The 17,480-nt window shown below is 68.6% G+C and carries 18 protein-coding genes, 1 tRNA gene and 1 riboswitch; of the genes, 14 read left to right on the forward strand and 5 right to left on the reverse strand.

Features of this window, described 5'->3' with window-relative positions; translation table 11 throughout:
- The first annotated feature begins 5 nt into the window (after positions 1 to 5).
- The 8 genes from DES41_RS08300 (at position 6) to pth (ending at position 6,674) form a co-directional block, all read left to right on the forward strand.
- Positions 6 to 1,772 (forward strand): tetratricopeptide repeat protein, encoded by a 1,767-nt coding sequence (locus tag DES41_RS08300; RefSeq protein ID WP_114467168.1) that lies wholly within the window; start codon positions 6 to 8, stop codon positions 1,770 to 1,772.
- Positions 1,769 to 2,263 (forward strand): outer membrane lipoprotein LolB, encoded by a 495-nt coding sequence (locus DES41_RS08305; protein ID WP_114467169.1) that lies wholly within the window; start codon positions 1,769 to 1,771, stop codon positions 2,261 to 2,263. The genes DES41_RS08300 and DES41_RS08305 overlap by 4 nt, the downstream gene beginning before the upstream one ends.
- The gene (gene ispE / locus DES41_RS08310; RefSeq protein WP_114467170.1) at positions 2,260 to 3,102 is read left to right on the forward strand and encodes a 4-(cytidine 5'-diphospho)-2-C-methyl-D-erythritol kinase; all 843 of its coding nucleotides are present in this window, start codon (positions 2,260 to 2,262) and stop codon (positions 3,100 to 3,102) included. The genes DES41_RS08305 and ispE overlap by 4 nt, the downstream gene beginning before the upstream one ends.
- Positions 3,103 to 3,132: 30 nt before the next feature.
- Positions 3,133 to 3,209 (forward strand) — tRNA-Gln (locus tag DES41_RS08315).
- A 65-nt stretch (positions 3,210 to 3,274) separates the two neighbouring features.
- Positions 3,275 to 4,249, forward strand: a complete 975-nt coding sequence (locus DES41_RS08320; RefSeq protein ID WP_114467171.1) for a ribose-phosphate pyrophosphokinase — start codon at positions 3,275 to 3,277, stop codon at positions 4,247 to 4,249.
- 99 nt (positions 4,250 to 4,348) lie between these two features.
- On the forward strand, positions 4,349 to 4,975 hold the full coding sequence (locus DES41_RS08325; RefSeq protein WP_114467172.1) for a 50S ribosomal protein L25/general stress protein Ctc: 627 nt from the start codon (positions 4,349 to 4,351) through the stop codon (positions 4,973 to 4,975).
- Positions 4,976 to 5,047: 72 nt separating this feature from the next.
- On the forward strand, positions 5,048 to 6,016 hold the full coding sequence (locus tag DES41_RS08330; protein WP_114467173.1) for a Bug family tripartite tricarboxylate transporter substrate binding protein: 969 nt from the start codon (positions 5,048 to 5,050) through the stop codon (positions 6,014 to 6,016).
- Positions 6,017 to 6,023: 7 nt separating this feature from the next.
- Positions 6,024 to 6,674, forward strand: a complete 651-nt coding sequence (gene pth, locus DES41_RS08335; RefSeq protein ID WP_114467174.1) for an aminoacyl-tRNA hydrolase — start codon at positions 6,024 to 6,026, stop codon at positions 6,672 to 6,674.
- Here the strand turns inward: pth and DES41_RS08340 are convergent.
- Positions 6,665 to 6,940 carry a YfhL family 4Fe-4S dicluster ferredoxin gene (locus tag DES41_RS08340; protein ID WP_114467175.1) on the reverse strand — a complete coding sequence of 92 codons (276 nt, stop codon included), beginning with the start codon at positions 6,938 to 6,940 and terminating at the stop codon, positions 6,665 to 6,667. The genes pth and DES41_RS08340 overlap by 10 nt on opposite strands.
- Positions 6,941 to 7,036: 96 nt before the next feature.
- On the opposite strand from DES41_RS08340, the gene DES41_RS08345 reads away from it, so the two are divergent.
- Genes DES41_RS08345 through DES41_RS08370 form a run of 6 tightly spaced genes read left to right on the forward strand, consistent with a single transcriptional unit; the run spans position 7,037 to position 13,511 of the window.
- Entirely contained in the window at positions 7,037 to 7,996 is a 960-nt protein-coding gene (locus tag DES41_RS08345) for an ABC transporter permease (RefSeq protein ID WP_114467176.1), read from the forward strand.
- Positions 7,993 to 8,856 (forward strand): ABC transporter permease, encoded by an 864-nt coding sequence (locus DES41_RS08350; RefSeq protein WP_114467177.1) that lies wholly within the window; start codon positions 7,993 to 7,995, stop codon positions 8,854 to 8,856. The genes DES41_RS08345 and DES41_RS08350 overlap by 4 nt, the downstream gene beginning before the upstream one ends.
- A gap of 5 nt (positions 8,857 to 8,861) precedes the next feature.
- On the forward strand, positions 8,862 to 9,848 hold the full coding sequence (locus tag DES41_RS08355) for an ABC transporter ATP-binding protein (RefSeq protein ID WP_114467178.1): 987 nt from the start codon (positions 8,862 to 8,864) through the stop codon (positions 9,846 to 9,848).
- The gene (locus DES41_RS08360) at positions 9,845 to 10,654 is read left to right on the forward strand and encodes an ATP-binding cassette domain-containing protein (protein ID WP_114467179.1); all 810 of its coding nucleotides are present in this window, start codon (positions 9,845 to 9,847) and stop codon (positions 10,652 to 10,654) included. The genes DES41_RS08355 and DES41_RS08360 overlap by 4 nt, the downstream gene beginning before the upstream one ends.
- A 51-nt stretch (positions 10,655 to 10,705) precedes the next feature.
- Entirely contained in the window at positions 10,706 to 12,193 is a 1,488-nt protein-coding gene (locus DES41_RS08365) for an ABC transporter substrate-binding protein (protein ID WP_114467180.1), read from the forward strand.
- A 7-nt stretch (positions 12,194 to 12,200) separates the two neighbouring features.
- A complete protein-coding gene (locus DES41_RS08370; protein ID WP_245965625.1) occupies positions 12,201 to 13,511 on the forward strand; it encodes a tetratricopeptide repeat protein in 1,311 nt (436 codons plus the stop codon).
- Here DES41_RS08370 and DES41_RS08375 read toward each other — a convergent pair.
- The 4 genes from DES41_RS08375 to ahcY all read right to left on the reverse strand — a co-directional run bounded on the left by DES41_RS08375 (position 13,508) and on the right by ahcY (position 17,310).
- Positions 13,508 to 14,107: an OmpW/AlkL family protein gene (locus DES41_RS08375; RefSeq protein ID WP_114467181.1), complete on the reverse strand. Its 600-nt coding sequence runs from the start codon at positions 14,105 to 14,107 to the stop codon at positions 13,508 to 13,510. The two genes, DES41_RS08370 and DES41_RS08375, sit on opposite strands and share 4 nt — an antisense overlap.
- A gap of 139 nt (positions 14,108 to 14,246) precedes the next feature.
- Positions 14,247 to 15,092: a methylenetetrahydrofolate reductase [NAD(P)H] gene (gene metF, locus DES41_RS08380; protein WP_114467182.1), complete on the reverse strand. Its 846-nt coding sequence runs from the start codon at positions 15,090 to 15,092 to the stop codon at positions 14,247 to 14,249.
- Entirely contained in the window at positions 15,089 to 15,847 is a 759-nt protein-coding gene (locus DES41_RS08385; protein ID WP_114467791.1) for a TlyA family RNA methyltransferase, read from the reverse strand. The genes metF and DES41_RS08385 overlap by 4 nt, the downstream gene beginning before the upstream one ends.
- Before the next feature lie 14 nt (positions 15,848 to 15,861).
- Positions 15,862 to 17,310 carry an adenosylhomocysteinase gene (ahcY, locus tag DES41_RS08390; RefSeq protein ID WP_114467183.1) on the reverse strand — a complete coding sequence of 483 codons (1,449 nt, stop codon included), beginning with the start codon at positions 17,308 to 17,310 and terminating at the stop codon, positions 15,862 to 15,864.
- Between the two features lie 75 nt (positions 17,311 to 17,385).
- Positions 17,386 to 17,464: riboswitch (S-adenosyl-L-homocysteine riboswitch) on the reverse strand.
- Positions 17,465 to 17,480: the final 16 nt, after the last annotated feature.

The following is a 17,480-nucleotide window of genomic DNA, read 5'->3' on the forward strand; positions in this document are numbered from 1 at the left end:
GCCCGATGATGCGACTCCTGCGACCGGCTGCCCGTGGTCTTGTCTCGCTGACATTGCTGCTGGGCCTGCTGCCGGCGCATGCGCAAGCACCTTCCGCCAGCAATGGCGAAGCGCCACCCACACCACCCTCCACCCCATCCGCGTTGACCGCGGAACTGTTCTACGAGCTGCTGCTGGGCGAGATGAACGCCTCCAGCGGCGAACGGGCGACCGGCTACGCGCTGATCCTCGACGCGGCCATCAAGGCCAAGGACCCGCAGCTGTTCCAGCGTGCCGTCGAGCTGGCGCTGCAGTCGCGCTCGCCCGATGCCGCGCTGCGCGCTGCGCGCGCCTGGCGCGACACATTGCCGCAATCACGCGAGGCGAACCGGTTCCTGCTGCAGATCCTCGTCGCGGCCAACCGGGTGCTGGAGTCCGTGGAGCCGCTGCGCGGCGAGATCGCCGGCAGCCCGCCGATGGAACGCAACGCGGCCATCCTGGCCGTGCCGCGCGTCTACGGCCGCGTGCCCGACAAGAAGCTCGCGCTGCAGGCCGTCGAGCAGTCGCTGCAGGGCTACCTGCAGGACCAGACCACGGGCGCATCGGCATGGGCCAGCCTGGGCCGCATGCGGCTCTTGGCAGGCGACGTGCCCGGTGCGCTGGAAGCCGCACGCCGCGGACAGGAGATCGAGCCGGGCGCGCAGGCCCCGGCCATCCTGGCTCTGGAGATGTTCGGCCGCAGCCAGCCGCAGGCCGAGGACATCATCAAGCGCCAGCTGCAGGCCAGCCCCTCGCCCGAGATGCAGCTGGCCTATGCCCGCGGGCTGCTCGACGAGATGCGCTACGCCGAGGCGCTGGCGCAGCTGGAGCAGCTGACCACGCGCCATCCCGAGTTTCCGGACGGCTGGCTCGTGCTGGGCTCGGTGCAGACGCAGGACAGCCGCCCTGAGCTGGCCGAGGCGTCGCTCAAGCGCTTTCTCACTCTCGCGCAGCCGCTGCCAGAGAGCGAGCAACGCAAGCGCGCCATGAACCAGGCCTACCTGGCGCTGGCGCAGACCGCCGAGAAGCGCAAGGACTTCGCCGCCGCTGAGGGCTGGTTGGGCCGCATCGACAACGCCGAGGAGATGCTGGCGGCGCAGAACCGCCGAGCCTCGCTGCTTGCGCGCCAGGGCAAGTTCGACGAGGCGCGCGCGCTGATCCGCGGCCTGCCCGAACGCAACGAGGCCGAGGCCCGCGCCAAGCTCAACGCCGAGGTGCAGCTGCTGCGCGATGGCAAGCGCTACCAGGAGGCCTACGACCGCCTGCAGCAGGCGCTGAAGCGCGAGCCCAACGACACCGACCTGCTGTACGAGCAGGCCATGGTGGCCGAGAAGCTCTCGCGGCTGGACGAGATGGAGCGCCTGCTGCGCCGGCTGATCGAGCTGCGGCCGGACTACCACCACGCCTACAACGCGCTGGGCTACTCGCTGGCCGATCGCAATGTGCGGCTGGACGAGGCCAAGCGCCTGATCCAGAAGGCACTGGAGATCGTGCCCAACGACCCCTACATCGCCGACAGCCTGGGCTGGGTGGAGTTCCGCCTGGGCAACCGGGCCGAGGCCGAGAAGATCCTGTCGCAGGCCTTCCAGGCCAAGCCCGATGCCGAGATCGCCGCCCACCTGGGCGAGGTGCTGTGGGCCGGTGGCCAGCGCGAGCGCGCAGTCGCCATCTGGCGCGAAGGCCTGAGCCTGAACGCCGACAACGAATCCCTGCGGACCACGCTCAAGCGCCTGCGCGTGCCTGGGCTGCAATGAGTGCCAGGCTTGCGCGGCGCGTGCTGCTGCTGGCGGTCGCGCTGGGCCTGAGCGCCTGCGCCCTGCCGCCACGTGCGCCCGATGCGGCCGGCCAGCCCTACTGGAACGGCCGGCTGGGCCTGCAGGTCGATGGTGACAAGCCCCAGTCCTTCTCGGCCGGCTTCGAATTGCGCGGCGCGCCGCACGCCGGCGAGCTCTCGCTGTACTCACCGCTCGGTGCCACGCTGGCGCAGCTGCGGTGGGCACCCGGCATGGCAGAACTGCAGGCCGACGGCCAACGCCGCCAGTACCCCTCGATCGAAGCGTTGACGCAGGAAGCCACGGGCACCGCCCTGCCGCTGCCCGCGCTGTTCGCCTGGCTCGACGGCAAGCCGGCCGAGGTGCCGGGCTGGCAGGCCGACCTCTCGCGCATCGCCGATGGCCGCCTCGTCGCGCGCCGCAGCGAACCGCTGCCCACCGCCGAACTGCGCATCGTGCTGCAGCAGCCGTGAAGGCGCTGTACGAGGTCGCGGCGCCGGCCAAGCTCAACCTGTTCCTGCACATCACGGGCCGCCGCGCCGACGGCTACCACCTGCTGCAGTCGGTCTTCATGCTGATCGACTGGCACGACACGCTGCATTTCGAGCTGCGCGAGGACGGCCTTCTGAGCCGTGAGGATCTGGGCCCCGCCCTGCCGCCGGACGACCTCACGCTGCGGGCCGCGCGTGCGCTGCAGCAGGCCAGCGGCACGCCGCTGGGCGCGCACATCGGCGTGCTGAAGCGCGTGCCGGCGCAGGCCGGCATGGGCGGCGGCTCTTCCGACGCCGCCAGCTGCCTGTTGGCGCTCAACCGCCTGTGGGGCCTGAACCTCAGCGTGCGCCAGCTGTCGGCCATCGGCCTCACGCTCGGCGCAGACGTGCCCTTCTTCCTGTTCGGCCGCAATGCCTGGGTCGAAGGCATCGGCGAATCGATGCAGCCCGTGGACATCCCGCCGGCCCGCTTCCTGGTGGTCAAACCACCCCAGGGACTGGAGACTGCGAAAATTTTTGGGTCGCCTTCGTTGAAACGCGATTCTGATACTGCTATACTCACAGGCTTTGCTGCACACCCCTTCTACTTCGGTAGAAACGACTTGCAGGACGTCGCTCAAGGCCTGAGCACCGATGTCGCAGATGCCCTTTCGTGGCTCTCGGCACACGGCAAAAATGGCAGAATGACGGGCTCTGGAAGCGCAGTGTTTGCACTCTGGGACAGTGATCACCAACCGGTCGCTCCGCAGGGTTGGCAGGCACGGATTTGCGGCAACATGGAAGTCCATCCTTTGGCGGGGTGGGCATCCGGAGACAATTGAACGGTGGACGGCTTTGCCGGACACCTGTGTAGGGGAGTCGCCAAGTTGGTTAAGGCACTGGATTTTGATTCCAGCATGCGAAGGTTCGAATCCTTCTTCCCCTGCCACCTGACAAGTCGGGCCTGAGAACCAGGCCCTTTGTTTTTTCTGGCGAACTCAGCCGAGGCACGTGATGCAGGCCCTCCATCCCGATTTCATGATCTTCACCGGCAATGCCAATCCCGGTATGGCCGCTGAGATCGCGCACCACCTCGGCATCACGCTGGGCGCTGCCAGCGTCGGCCGTTTCTCCGATGGTGAGGTCACGGTCGAGATCAACCAGAACGTGCGTGCCCGCGATGTGTTCGTCGTGCAAAGCACCTGCGCGCCGACCAACGACAACCTGATGGAACTGCTGATCATGGTCGACGCGCTCAAGCGCGCCTCGGCCGAACGCATCAGCGCCGTCATCCCCTACTTCGGCTACGCCCGCCAGGACCGCCGCCCGCGTTCGGCCCGCGTGCCGATCACGGCCAAGGTCGTCGCCAACATGCTGCAGTCCGCCGGCGTCGACCGCGTGCTGACCATGGACCTGCACGCCGACCAGATCCAGGGCTTCTTCGACATCCCGGTCGACAACATCTACGCCTCGCCCGTGCTGCTGGGCGACCTGCGCCAGAAGAACTACGAAGACCTGATCGTGGTCTCGCCCGACGTGGGCGGCGTGGTGCGCGCACGTGCGCTGGCCAAGCAGCTGGGTTGCGACATGGCCATCATCGACAAGCGCCGGCCCAAGGCCAACGTCAGCGAAGTCATGCACGTGATCGGCGAGATCGACGGCCGCAACTGCGTGATCATGGACGACATGATCGACACCGCCGGCACGCTCGTGAAGGCGGCCGAGGTGCTCAAGGAGCGCGGTGCCAAGAAGGTCTACGCCTACTGCACGCACCCGATCTTCTCGGGCCCTGCCATCGAGCGCATCACCCAGGGCTCGGCCCTGGACGAAGTCGTCGTCACCAACACCATCCCGCTCAGCGAATCCGCTGCGGGCTGCAAGAAGATCCGCCAACTCACCGTGGCACCGCTGATCGCCGAGACGATCCAGCGCATTGCCAAGGGCGAGTCGGTCATGAGTCTGTTCTCGGACCAGGACAACCTGTTCTAAGCCGGGAACATCAAGCCGACGCCGCCTCGCCTTGCGCCTGGCGGCGTTTTTTCAACAGGAGCGCAGGCTGGTCGCGGCCCGCTCCCACAGGAGTTCACCATGAAATTCGTCGCTTTTGAGCGCGCAAAGCAGGGCACGGGTGCGAGCCGCCGTCTCCGCATCACCGGCCGGACCCCCGGCATCGTCTACGGCGGCGCCGGCGAGCCCCAGCTCGTCGAGCTGGACCACAACGCACTGTGGCACGCCCTGAAGAAGGAAGCCTTCCACTCCTCCGTTCTGGAGATGGAAGTGGCCGGCCAGGTCAGCAAGGTCCTGCTGCGTGACGTGCAAATGCACCCGTTCCGCCAGTTGGTGCTGCACATCGACTTCCAACGCGTCGATGCCAAGACCCGCCTGAACAAGAAGGTGCCCGTGCACTTCAAGGGCGAGGAAGAGTCCGATGCCGTCAAGCTCGACCACAACCTGGTCAACCACGTGACGACCGAACTCGAACTGAACAGCCTGCCGGCCGACCTCCCCGAGTTCATCGAAGTCGACCTGTCGGGCCTGAAGAACAACGGCACCGTCACGCTGAACGACATCAAGCTGCCCAAGGGCGTGAAGTGGGTCAGCCACGGCCGCAAGGCCCCGGTGCTGGCTTCCGCCACCGCACCTGTGGTCGAAGAAGAAGTGGCACCGGTGGCAGCTGCTCCGGCCGCTCCTGCCAAGGGCAAGGGCAAGAAGTAAGCTCTGCACTTCGCCACGACGGCCCGCCTCGGCGGGCCGTTTTCATTTCCGCATCCGTTCACCGACCGAACCATGAACCATCCCGTGTCCCGCCGCAGCGTGCTGGGCGCCTTGGCCGCCCTGCCGCTGGCAGGCATGGCCCAGTCCATTCCGTCGACCCTGCGCATCGTCGTCGCTTACCCGGCAGGCGGCGTGTCCGACGTGGTTGCGCGCGCGCTGGCCGACAAGCTGGCCGTGCAGCTGGGCACCACCGTCATCATCGAGAACCGGGCCGGCGCGAGCGGCAGCATCGGCATGGACATGGTGGCCAAGGCCGCGCCCGACGGCGCGACGCTGGGCTTCTCCGCCGTCAGCCCGCTGGTGCTGAACCCGCACCTGGGCAAGTCGCCGTTCGATCCCTTGAAAGACATCGCGCCCGTAGCGAGCGTGATGGTCTCCCCCGTGGTGCTGGCCGCCACGCCGGCCTGCGCCGCGGCCGACTTCCAGGCCCTGCTCGCACAGGCGCGCAGCCAACCCGGCGCGGTGCGCTGGGCCACCTCGGGCCAGGCCTCGCTGGGCCACATCATGCTGGCGCAGCTGCGCGCGGTGACCGGCGTGGACATCACGCACATCCCCTACAAGGGCGGCGGCCAGCAACTCAACGATGCGCTGGGCGGGCAGTTCGAGATCCTGTCGACCAACGCCGGGCCGGCCCTGATCAACCACATCCGCGCCGGCAAGCTGCGCCCGCTGGCCGTGGGCTCGCCCACGCGGCTGGACAGCCTGCCCCAGGTGCCCACCCTGGCCGAACTCGGCGTGCCGGCTGCCAACCTGTCCTCGCAGTTCGGCATCTTCGCGCCTGCCGGCCTGCCGGCCGCGCTTCTCGCGCGCTACAACGCCGAGATCAACAAGGCGCTGGCCACGCCCGACCTGCGCGCCAAGCTGCATGCCACCGACAACCTGCCCACGGGCGGCACCGCGGCCGAGTTCGCGCGCACGATCGCCACCGAGCACGAGGCGAACGGCCGCATCATCCGCGCCGCCAAGATCTCGGCGGAATAATCCAGCCATGGGGATCAAGCTCTTCGTCGGCCTGGGCAACCCAGGCTCTGAATACGAACAGACCCGGCACAACGCCGGCTTCTGGTTCATCGACGCGCTGGCGCGCGAGCTCAAGGTGGCACCCGTGCCCGAGAAGAGCTACTTCGGCCTCGCGGCGCGCGCGCAGTTCCAGGGCCAGACGCTGTGGTTGCTGGAGCCGCAGACCTTCATGAACCTGTCGGGCAAGTCGGTCGCAGCGCTCGCGCGCTTCTTCAAGATTGCGCCCGAGGAGGTGCTGGTCGCGCACGACGAACTCGACATCGTGCCGGGCCAGGTCAAGCTCAAGCAGGGTGGCAGCCATGCCGGCCACAACGGCCTGCGCGACATCCATGCGCAGCTCGGCTCGCCCAACTACTGGCGGTTGCGCCTGGGCATCGGCCATCCAGGCGCCAAGGACCAGGTGCTCAGCTGGGTGCTCAAGAAGCCCATGGCCGAGCACCGCGACGCGATCGACGAATGCATCCAGCGCTCGGTGCGTGCGCTGCCGCTGCTGGTGGCGGGCGACTTCACGCAGGCCATGATGCAGATCCACACCAGCAAGCCCCCACGGCCCAAGCCACCGCGGCAGGAGCCGCCGCAACAGGAGCCGCCGGCACCGGCGGCCACGCCTCAGGGCTGATCGACCGCGGGCTTGCCGGCTTCGGCCTGCAGCCTGCGGTACTTGGCCCACAGGCTTTCCTTGCTCTCCACGAAGTCCGGATGCACCGGGATGCAGGCCACAGGGCAGATCTGCACGCATTGCGGTTCGTCGAAATGCCCTACGCACTCGGTGCAGCGCGCAGGGGCGATCTCATAGAACGCCTCGCCCATGGAAATGGCGTCGTTCGGGCACTCGGGCTCGCACACGTCGCAGTTGATGCACTCATCGGTGATGGTCAGGGCCATGACCGATTATCCGGCCGACGCCGCCATGGCTATCATGGCGACCGCGATGACCCGCCCCACACAAGGCCCAAGGCCTACAACAATCCGCGGCGCGCCATGAGCCTGTTCCTGGCCAAGCGCTTTGCCACCCTGATCGCCACGCTGCTCGGCGCCTCGGTCATCGTTTTCCTGGTGCTCGACATCCTGCCCGGCAACGCCGCGCAGATCCTGCTCGGTCCCGATGCCGCGCCCGAGGCCGTGGCGGAGCTCGCGAGCAAGCTGGGCCTGGACCAGCCGGCTTGGGCGCGCTACTGGCAGTGGATGGGCGGCCTCGTCACCGGCAACCTGGGCGACAGCCACGCCTACGGCTCGCCCGTGCTGGACCTGATCCTCGAACGTCTCGCACTGACCATGCCGCTGGCCATCATCGCGATGCTGCTGACCACCGTGCTGGCGCTGGTCGTGGGCGTCACGGCCGCGTCCAGGCACAACCAGATGGGCGACGTGGGCCTCATGGGCCTCACGCAGGTGGGCATCGCGATCCCGAACTTCTGGTTCGCGATCCTGTTGATCCTGCTGTTCTCGGTCAAGTTGCAGTGGTTCTCGGCCGGCGGCTTCGATGGTTGGGGCGAGGGCTTCGAAGGCCTGTGGCAAGGCCTCAAGGCGCTGGTGTTGCCCGCCCTCTCGCTGGCAGTGGTGCAGGCCGCCATCCTCGCGCGCATCACGCGCTCGGCCGTGCTCGAGGTCATGCGCGAGGACTTCGTGCGCACCGCGCGCGCCAAGGGCCTCAAGCAGCGCGCCGTGCTCTGGGGCCATGTGCTGCGCAACGCGCTGATCCCTGTCATCACGGTGATGGGCATGCAGTTCGCCGAACTCATGGCCGGCACCATCGTGGTCGAGAACGTGTTCTACCTGCCCGGCCTCGGCCGGCTGATCTTCCAGTCCATCGCAAACCGCGACCTGATCGTGGTGCGCAACTGCGTGATGCTGCTCGCGGCCATGGTGGTCATCGTGAACTTCGTGGTCGACCTGCTGTATGCCGTGATCGATCCGCGCCTGAAGGCCAGCGACATATGAGTGCGGTCCTCTCCCCGCTGCAGGCGCCCGGCTTCTGGTCGCGCGCGATGCGCCACCGCAGCTTCGTGGTTGGCGCCGTGCTCACCGCGCTGCTGCTCGCGGCCGCCCTGCTCTCCTACCTCTGGACGCCCTGGGCACCGCTGGAGATGGACATGGCCAACAAGCTGCAAGGCCCGTCGGCCAGCCACTGGCTGGGCACGGATGCCTTCGGCCGCGACGTGGCCTCGCTGCTGCTGGTGGGCGCGCGCGCTTCCATCCTCGTGGGCGTGATCGCGGTCGGCATCGGCCTCGTGGCCGGCACGGCATTGGGCCTGCTGGCGGCTGCCAGGCGCGGCTGGGTCGAGGAAGCCATCATGCGGCTCGCCGATTTCTCGCTGGCCTTCCCGGCCATCCTGTCGGCCATCATGCTGACGGCGGTGTTCGGGCCCGGCATCGTCAACGCCATCGTCGCCATCGGCATCTACAACATCCCGATGTTCGCGCGCATCGCGCGCGGCTCGGCCAAGGCGGTCTGGGCACGCGAGTACGTGACGGCCGCGCGCGCCTGCGGCAAGGGCGCCTGGGCCATCACCTTCCAGCATGTGCTGCCCAACATCTCGGCGGCGCTGATCGTGCAGAGCACGATCCGTTTCGCCATCGCCATCCTGGCCGAGGCCGCGCTGTCCTACCTCGGCCTGGGCACGCAGCCGCCGCAGCCTTCCTGGGGCCGCATGCTCAGCGAGGCGCAGACGCTGATGTTCCAGCAGCCGCTGCTGGCCGTGTTCCCGGGCCTGGCGATCGCGCTGGCTGTGCTGGGGCTCAACATGCTGGGCGACGGTCTGCGCGACCTGCTCGACCCCCGACTGGCCCGCGCCCGGTAAAGCCCATGACCGAACCCCTGCTCCAGGTGCGCGACCTGCGCATCGGCCTGACCACGCAGCGCGGCCCGGCCGACGCCGTGCGCGGCCTGTCTTTCGACCTCGCGCGCGGCGAGACGCTGGGCATCGTCGGCGAATCGGGCTGCGGCAAGTCCATCACCGTGATGTCGCTGATGGGCCTGTTGCCTGCCAACGCGCGCGTGGGCGGCAGCATCCGCTTCGGCGGGCAGGAACTCGTGGGGCTGCCAGAGTCGGCCATGTGCGGCATCCGCGGCAACCGCATCGGCATGATCTTCCAGGAGCCCATGACGGCGCTGAATCCGGTGCACACCATCGCCCGCCAGGTGGCCGAGCCGCTGCGGCTGCACCGCGGCCTGTCCAAGGCAGAGGCCCGGCGCGAGGCCCTGGCCCTGCTCGACCGCGTGGGCATTCCCGACGCAGCGCAGCGCCTGGACGCCTACCCGCACCAGTTCTCGGGCGGCCAACGCCAGCGCATCATGATCGCCATGGCGCTGGCCTGCGGGCCCGACCTGCTGATCGCCGACGAGCCGACGACGGCGCTCGACGTGACGATCCAGAAGCAGATCCTCGACCTGCTGGCCGAACTCGTGGCCGAGCGCGGCATGGCGCTGATCCTGATCTCGCACGACCTCGGCGTGATCGCGCAGACCGTCTCGCGCATGCTGGTCATGTACGGCGGCAGCGTGGTCGAGAGCGGCCCCACGGCCGCCGTGTTCGCCGAGCGCGCCCACCCCTACACCCAGGGCCTGTTCGCGGCCCGCCCGGCCCTGGGCGCGACCAAGGGCCACCGGCTGGCCACGATCGCCGGCAGCGTGCCCGAACTCGTGGACCTGCCGCCAGGCTGCCCGTTCGCGGGCCGTTGCGCCCACACCGTGCCTGAATGCCACGCCACAGTCCCGCCGCCCACGCTGCTGCCGCACGACCATGCCGTGCGCTGCATCCGGCTGCCGGAAATCGCGGGAGTGGCGGCATGACGGCCCTGCTCGCAGTGCAGGACCTCGTGCGCCACTACGCGATGCCGCGCGAGCGCCTGTTCGGCCCGCTGCCCATGGTTCGCGCGCTCAACGGCGTGAGCTTCGAATTGCAGGCCGGCCGCAGCCTGGGCATCGTGGGCGAGTCCGGTTCGGGCAAGTCCACCATCGCGCGCCTGATCATGGCGCTGGACCGTCCGACCAGCGGCAGCGTGCGCCTGCAGGGCAAGGATCTGCACGCACTCGACGAGCAGGCGCTCAAAGCCGCGCGGCGCGACTTCCAGATGGTGTTCCAGGACCCCTACGGCTCGCTGGACCCGCGCCAGACCGTGGCCCGCATCGTGGCCGAGCCGCTCGCCGCGCTGGCAGACTCGGGCCGGCAGGAGCAGCGCGCGCTTGCCGGCGAGATGCTGGCCGCAGTGGGCTTGCGCAGCAGCGACCTGGACAAATACCCGCACGAGTTCTCGGGGGGCCAGCGCCAGCGCATCGCGATCGCCCGCGCACTCATCACGCGGCCCCAGCTCATCGTGGCCGACGAGCCGGTCAGCGCGCTCGACGTCTCGGTGCAGGCCCAGGTGCTCAACCTCATGCAGGACCTGCGCGAGAAGTACGGCGTGAGCTACCTGCTGATCAGCCACGACCTGGCTGTCGTGCACCACCTGTGCGACGAGGTCTGCGTGCTGCACCGCGGCCTCATCGTCGAGCGCGGCGAGACGGCCCGGTTGTTCCAGCACGCCGAGCACCCCTACACCCAGGCGCTGCTCGCTGCCGTGCCACGCGCCGAACCGCCGGAGCGCCGCCCGATTTGAGGTATGGTCCGGCGGTTTGTCCCGCAAGCCTTCTTTTCGGAGAGAGATGACATGCTGAACCGCCGTACCGTCCTGACCACCAGCGCTGCCGGTGCCCTCGTCGCCGCGCTGCCGGCCGCCGCCCAGAACCGCAAGGACGCCATGGTGCTGGGCATGACGCTGGAGCCCACCGGCCTGGACCCGACCGTCAGCGCCGCCGCCTCCATCTCCGAGGTCACGCTCTACAGCATCTATGAGACGCTGACCAAGATCCAGCCCGACGGCCGTGTCGTGCCGCTGCTTGCCGAAAGCTGGGACGTCTCGCCCGACCTCAAGACCTACACCTTCCGGCTGCGCAAAGATGTCAAGTTCCACAACGGCGAGCCCTTCAACGCGCAGACCGTCAAGTTCGCGTTCGAGCGCGCCGGCGGCGAGAAGAGCACCAACAAGGACAAGCGCACCTTCGCCAATCTGGGCGTGCAGGTGGTGGACGACTACACGGTCGTGCTGCTGAACAAGGAGATCGACCCCGACCTGCCGTTCGCGCTGGGCCAGGCCACGGCCATCGTCGTCGAGCCCAAGAGCGTGGACACCAACGCCGCCAAGCCGGTGGGCACCGGCCCCTACCAGCTGGAAAGCTACAACAAGGGTTCGGCCCTGTGGCTGCGCAAGTGGGCGGCCTACCGCAACCCGGCCGCGGCCAAGCTCTCGCGCATCGGTTTCCGTTTCATCTCCGACCCGGCCGCCCAGGCCGCCTCGCTGCTGGCCGGCGATGTGGACGCCTTCCCGCGCATCGCCACGCGCGTGGTCGCGCAGTTCAAGGGCAACCCGCAGTTCCAGACCATCCTGGCCGGCTCGCGCGCCAAGACCATCCTGGCCTTCAACCACCGCCGCGGCCCGCTGAAGGATGTGCGCGTGCGCCGCGCCATCCTGGCCGCGATCGACCGCAAGACCGTGATCGAGGGCGCCGCCGACGGCTTCGGCACGCCCATCGGCAGCCACTACGTACCGGGCGCGCCCGGCTACGTGGACACCACGGGCATCAACCCCTTCGACCTGGAGAAGGCGAAGAAGTTGATGGCCGAATCCGGCATCAAGATGCCGATCGAACTGACCATGACGCTGCCGCCGCCCCCGTATGCCCGCCAGGGCGGCGAGGTCATCACGGCGCAGCTGGCCAAGATCGGCATCAACGTGAAGACGCAGAACGTGGAATGGGCGCAGTGGCTGTCGGGCACCTACGGCGGCGGCTTCAACTTCGACCTGTCCATCGTCTCGCACGTCGAGCCCTTCGACCTCAACAACTACGCCAAGCCAGAGTACTACTGGGGCTACGACTCCAAAGAGTACCGCGCGCTGTACGACAAGCTCATGGCCACGGGCAACCTGGCCGAGCGCAACAAGCTGCTCGGCGACGCGCAGCGCCTGCTGGCCACGGACGCGGCCAACGGCTTCCTGTACCAGCCGCAGTTCCCCACCATCGCCAAGAAGAACGTCAAGGGCCTGTGGACCAGCCTGCCGATCTTCGCCAACGACCTGGGCGCCCTGTCCTGGGGTTGAGCCAGGCATGACGGGCATGCCGGTCGACAGCCTGGGCAACCCCGTCACGCTGGACGACGCGGCCAGCCTCGCCCACGTGGACGACTTCGTCCAGGGCCTGCTGCGCTACGAGCCGCGTGCCGCGCGCTTGCTGGAGATCGCGGACCAGGAACCCGGCGCGCTCGTGCAGGCGTATGCCGCGGCACTGCAGATGTTCGCCGAGACACCCGGCGCACCCGCGGCCGCTGGGCCGCACGTGGCGCGCGCCGCAGCATCTGCGGCGCGGGCCACGCCGCGCGAGCAGCGCTTCGTGGCGGCCATCGCGGCCTGGGTCGCAGGCGACATCGGCCGCGCCCTCGCGCTGCACGAAGAGCAGGCCGCCGAGTTCCCGCGCGACCTGGTCTCCGTCAAGCTCGCCCAGTACCACCTGTTCAACCGCGGCGACGCACCGGGCATGCTGCGGCTCGCGCGCGCCGTGGAGCCGGCCGCCGCCGATGTGCCGCAGCTGCACGGCATGCTGGCCTTCGGCTGGGAGCAATGCCACTTCCTGCGCGAGGCCGAGGCGGCGGCGCAACAGGCGCTGGCTGGCGAGCCTGGCGAGCCCTGGGCCCACCATGCGCTGGCGCACGTGATGCTGACCGAAGGCCGGATCGCAGAAGGCCAGCAGTTCATGGCGGAGATGGCGCCGCACTGGGCCGGCCTGAACTCCTTCATGCGCACGCACAACTGGTGGCATGCCGCGTTGTTCGCCATCGAGCTGGAACAGTTCGACGCCGCGCTGCGGCTCTACGACGAACAGGTCTGGGGCGTGCTGCCGGACTACTCGCAGGACCAGATCAACGCCGTCTCGCTGCTGGCCCGGCTAGAGCTCGCGGGTGCGGAAGTGGGCCCACGCTGGCAGGACCTGGCACAGTGGCTGGCCCCGCGCGTGGCCGACCAGGTGCTCGCCTTCCTGGACCTGCAGTACCTCTACGGCCTGGCCCGCGCGGGCCGGCCCGAGGCCGACCGCTTGCTGGCCAACCTGGCGCAGCGCGCGGACCACGACTGCACCTGGCGCGAGGTCGCCCTGCCGGCCGCGCAAGGCCTCCTGGCCCATGCCCGCGGCCAGCATGCCGAGGCGGCACACGCGCTCGCACGCGCCTTGCCGCGGCTGCGCGAGATCGGCGGCAGCCACGCGCAGCGCGACCTGTTCCAGCAGATCTACATCGACGCGCTGGCCCGCGGCGGCCAGCTGGCCGAGGCGCAAAACCTCGTGCAGCAACAGGCGCGGCAGTTGCCCGCCTCGGGCCGCCTGCAGCGCCAGGGCCGGTCGCTGGCGCTGGCATTGGGCATCGCCTAGAAGCGCCAGCCCAGGCCCACGCCGAACAGCACCGGGTCCACATCGAACTGGCCGACCTTGGCGCCCGCGACCTTCACGTCCGTGCCCAGCCAGAGCTTCTTGATGTCGAAGTTGAGCACCAGGTTCTTGTACGGCAAGGGAATGTCCACGCCCACCTGCAGCGCGCCACCGAAGCTGCTCCTGTCGATGTCCACGCCCGGGGGCAGGTGCACCGAGCTGAAGCGCGTGTAGTTGACCCCGGCGCCCACGTACGGCCGCACGCTGCCGCCCGGGTTGAAGTGGTATTGCGCCGTCAGCGTCGGTGGCAGGTGGCGCAGCGTGCCAACGGTGGCGCCACCTGCGCGCAGGTCGTGCTTCTGCGGGATTGTCAGCACCAGTTCGGCCGCGATGTGGGGCGTGAAGAAGTAGCTGATGTCGACTTCAGGGATGGTCTTGTCGTTGATCGACAAGCCCAGGCCCGTGCTGTCGCCGTTGTCGCTGTTCAGGTGCACGGCCCGCAGGCGCACCTGCCAGGGCCCGGCGTCGGCGCTCTGTGCGAATGCGGGGGCGGCCATCGCCAGGCCCAGCACGGCCGCGGCGATCATTGGCTTGTTCATGGTCTTCTCTCTGTCATCGGTCCGGGAACACTCCCAGGACCGATTACAGAAGGACCGTGGCGCGCGCGGCTTGATGCGGCTCAAACCCCGCGCCGCCGGCGGCTCGGGGTTGCCGCCGGCTTGCGCTGCATCAAACGATCTACAGGCCCAGGCGCCTGCAGAGCTCCAACGTGGCCACCGACTGGTTCATCGTGTAGAAGTGCAGCCCCGGCGCGCCGCCGCGCAGCAACTGCTCGCAGAGCGCCGCGACCACGTCCAGCCCGAAGGACTTGATGGAGGCCGTGTCGTCACCGAAGGCCTGCAGCCGCAGCCGGATCCAGCGCGGGATCTCCGCGCCGCAGGCGTCGGAGAAACGCATGAGCTGCGTGGAACTGCCGATCGGCATGATGCCTGGCACGATGGGCACGTCCAGGCCCAGCCGCTGGCTGTCCGCGCAGAAGCGGAAGTAGGCGTCGGCGTTGTAGAAGTACTGCGTGATGGCCGAGTCGGCCCCCGCGCGTACCTTGGCCGCGTAGGCCTGCAGGTCGGCCTCGGGAGAGCGCGCCTGCGGATGCACCTCCGGGTAGGCCGCCACCTCGATGTGGAAGGCATCGCCGGTCTCGGCGCGGATGAAGGCCACGAGGTCGCTTGCGTACTGGAATTCGCCGCCGGCGCCGTAGCCACTGGGGAGGTCGCCGCGCAGCGCCACGAGGCGCTTGACGCCCATGGCGCGCAGTTCGGCCAGCTGGGTGCGCACCGTTTCCTTGGTGGCGCCGATGCACGAGAAGTGCGAGGCCGCGTCCACGCCCTCGGCCAGGATCTCGCCCACGGTGCCGAAGGTGCCCTGCTGCGTCGATCCGCCGGCGCCGTAGGTCACCGAGCAGAAGCTCGGCTTGCGCGCGTACAGCGCCTCGCGCACACCGCGCAGCTTGGCCGCGCCCTCGGGCGTCTTCGGCGGAAAGAACTCGTAGCTGACCGGCGTGGCCGGTTGGGTGCCCGTGTTCATGTCTTCTTTCTCCCCAGGATCCAGAACTCGCGGTTGCCATCGCCCCCGCTGATCGCGCTGTCCCACCAGCCGGCGACGGCCAGGCCCAGGTCGGCGCAGCAGGCTTCGACGCGCTCGCGCACGATGGGGTACATGGCCTCGTCGCGCACGATGCCGCCCTTGCCCACCTGGCCGGGCTGCAGTTCGAACTGCGGCTTGACCAGCATCAGCAATGCGCCGTCGTCGGCCATGAACGGCACGACGGCCGGCAGCACCAGCGTCTGCGAGATGAAGGACAGATCGCCCACGATCAGGCCGAAGCCGCCTTCAGGCAGTTCCTCGCCGAGATCCTCGGGCTCGAGCGCACGCGCGTTCACGCCCTCGACGCAATGCACGCGCTCGTCGCCGCGCACGCGCGGATGCACCTGGGCATGGCCCACATCCACGCCGACGACGCGCGCCGCGCCATGCTGCAGCAGGCAGTCGGTGAAGCCGCCGGTGGACTGGCCCACATCGAGGCAGACGAGCCCGGTCGGGTCGACGCCGCTGGATTGCAGCGCGCCTTCGAGCTTGAGCCCGCCGCGCGAGACGTAGCGCGACTCTGCCGCGTCCGCCAGCTGCAGCTCGGCCGCGTCCGGTAGCTCGTCGCGGTTCCGGGCGACGGCCTTCCAGGGACCATTGCCGACGCGCCACGACAGGCCCGCGGCGATGAGCCGCTGGGCCTGCGAACGCGATGCGGCAAGGCCGCGGTCCACCAGCAACTGGTCAGCACGCATGCCCAGTGCCGCCATCAGTAGCGGTAGGTGTCGGGCTTGTACGGGCCCTGCACCGGCACGCCGATGTAGGCAGCCTGCTCCTTGGTCAGCACGCTCAATTGCGCGCCGAGCTTGGACAGCTGCAGGCGGGCGACCTTCTCGTCCAGGTGCTTGGGCAGCACGTAGACCTGGCCGACCTTGTAGTCCTTGGGCTTGGTGAACAGCTCGATCTGGGCGATGGTCTGGTTCGCGAACGAGGACGACATCACATAGCTGGGGTGGCCCGTGCCGCAGCCCAGGTTCACCAGGCGGCCCTTGGCCAACAGGATGATGCGCTTGGCCGGCTTCTTGCCGACCTTGGGGAAGATCACGTGGTCGACCTGCGGCTTGATCTCGTCCCACTGGCAGTTCTTTTCCAGCGAGGCGACGTCGATCTCGTTGTCGAAGTGGCCGATGTTGCAGACGATGGCCTGGTCCTTCATGGCCACCATGTGCTCGTAGCGGATCACGTCCTTGTTGCCCGTGGTCGTGACGAAGATGTCGGCCTTGTCGGCGGCGTACTCCATGGTCACGACGCGGTAGCCTTCCATGGCGGCCTGCAGCGCGTTGATCGGGTCGATCTCGGTGACCCACACTTGCGCCGAGAGTGCGCGCAGGGCCTGGGCCGAGCCCTTGCCCACGTCGCCGTAGCCAGCCACCACGGCGACCTTGCCGGCGATCATCACGTCGGTGGCGCGCTTGATGCCGTCCACCAGCGATTCGCGGCAGCCGTACAGGTTGTCGAACTTGCTCTTGGTCACCGAGTCGTTGACGTTGATGGCGCGCATCTGCAGCGTGCCCTTGGCCGACATCTCGTTCAGGCGGTGCACGCCCGTGGTGGTCTCTTCGGTCACGCCGATGATGTTCTTCAGGCGGCGGCTGTACCAGGTCGGGTCGACCTTGAGCTTGGCCTTGATGGCGGCGTGCAGGATCTTCTCTTCCTCGCTCTTGGCGCGGCCCAGCGACTTGATGTCCTTCTCGGCATTGGCGCCCAGGTGCATCAGCAGCGTGGCATCGCCGCCGTCGTCCAGGATCATGTTGGGGCCGTCGTTCTTGCCTTCGAACTCGAAGATGCGGTGGGTGTAGTCCCAATAGTCGACCAGGGTCTCGCCCTTGATGGCGAACACCGGCGTGCCTGCGGCGGCGATGGCGGCGGCGGCGTGGTCCTGCGTCGAGAAGATGTTGCACGAGGCCCAGCGCACCTGCGCGCCGAGCGCCTGCAGCGTCTCGATCAGCACGGCGGTCTGGATCGTCATGTGCAGCGAGCCCGTGATGCGCGCGCCCTTGAGCGGCTGGGCCTTGGCGAACTCGTCGCGGATGGCCATCAGGCCGGGCATTTCGGTCTCGGCGATGGCGATTTCCTTGCGGCCCCAGGCGGCGAGGCCCAGGTCGGCGATGGCGCAATCGGCGTTCAGCAGTTGCTTGGTAGAGGCAGGGGCGTTCATGACGGCTCCGTGGTCCCGCAGGGGGACAGGTTGAAGACGACCACGTTCTTGGGGGAATGAACTCACCGCACAGAGCGTGGGCGAGCGTCGTTGCAAATGGATTCCGAGCCTCGCGCCCCTGTGAAGGGATGGCGCTGCAACGCTCCTCGGAAGCCGACGATTATAAGAGC

The organism is Pseudorhodoferax soli (assembly GCF_003337555.1).
GTDB classification, from domain to species: domain Bacteria; phylum Pseudomonadota; class Gammaproteobacteria; order Burkholderiales; family Burkholderiaceae_C; genus Pseudorhodoferax; species Pseudorhodoferax soli.

Bases quoted from the DNA above. Each gene is read 5' to 3' on its own strand.
- DES41_RS08300 (WP_114467168.1), top strand. From the start codon at position 6: ATGATGCGACTCCTGCGACCGGCTGCCCGTGGTCTTGTCTCGCTGACA.
- DES41_RS08305 (WP_114467169.1), top strand. From the start codon at position 1,769: ATGAGTGCCAGGCTTGCGCGGCGCGTGCTGCTGCTGGCGGTCGCGCTG.
- DES41_RS08320 (WP_114467171.1), top strand. From the start codon at position 3,275: ATGCAGGCCCTCCATCCCGATTTCATGATCTTCACCGGCAATGCCAAT.
- DES41_RS08325 (WP_114467172.1), top strand. From the start codon at position 4,349: ATGAAATTCGTCGCTTTTGAGCGCGCAAAGCAGGGCACGGGTGCGAGC.
- DES41_RS08330 (WP_114467173.1), top strand. From the start codon at position 5,048: ATGAACCATCCCGTGTCCCGCCGCAGCGTGCTGGGCGCCTTGGCCGCC.
- pth (WP_114467174.1), top strand. From the start codon at position 6,024: ATGGGGATCAAGCTCTTCGTCGGCCTGGGCAACCCAGGCTCTGAATAC.
- DES41_RS08340 (WP_114467175.1), bottom strand. From the start codon at position 6,940: ATGGCCCTGACCATCACCGATGAGTGCATCAACTGCGACGTGTGCGAG.
- DES41_RS08345 (WP_114467176.1), top strand. From the start codon at position 7,037: ATGAGCCTGTTCCTGGCCAAGCGCTTTGCCACCCTGATCGCCACGCTG.
- DES41_RS08350 (WP_114467177.1), top strand. From the start codon at position 7,993: ATGAGTGCGGTCCTCTCCCCGCTGCAGGCGCCCGGCTTCTGGTCGCGC.
- DES41_RS08355 (WP_114467178.1), top strand. From the start codon at position 8,862: ATGACCGAACCCCTGCTCCAGGTGCGCGACCTGCGCATCGGCCTGACC.
- DES41_RS08360 (WP_114467179.1), top strand. From the start codon at position 9,845: ATGACGGCCCTGCTCGCAGTGCAGGACCTCGTGCGCCACTACGCGATG.
- DES41_RS08365 (WP_114467180.1), top strand. From the start codon at position 10,706: ATGCTGAACCGCCGTACCGTCCTGACCACCAGCGCTGCCGGTGCCCTC.
- DES41_RS08370 (WP_245965625.1), top strand. From the start codon at position 12,201: ATGACGGGCATGCCGGTCGACAGCCTGGGCAACCCCGTCACGCTGGAC.
- DES41_RS08375 (WP_114467181.1), bottom strand. From the start codon at position 14,107: ATGAACAAGCCAATGATCGCCGCGGCCGTGCTGGGCCTGGCGATGGCC.
- metF (WP_114467182.1), bottom strand. From the start codon at position 15,092: ATGAACACGGGCACCCAACCGGCCACGCCGGTCAGCTACGAGTTCTTT.
- DES41_RS08385 (WP_114467791.1), bottom strand. From the start codon at position 15,847: ATGCGTGCTGACCAGTTGCTGGTGGACCGCGGCCTTGCCGCATCGCGT.
- ahcY (WP_114467183.1), bottom strand. From the start codon at position 17,310: ATGAACGCCCCTGCCTCTACCAAGCAACTGCTGAACGCCGATTGCGCC.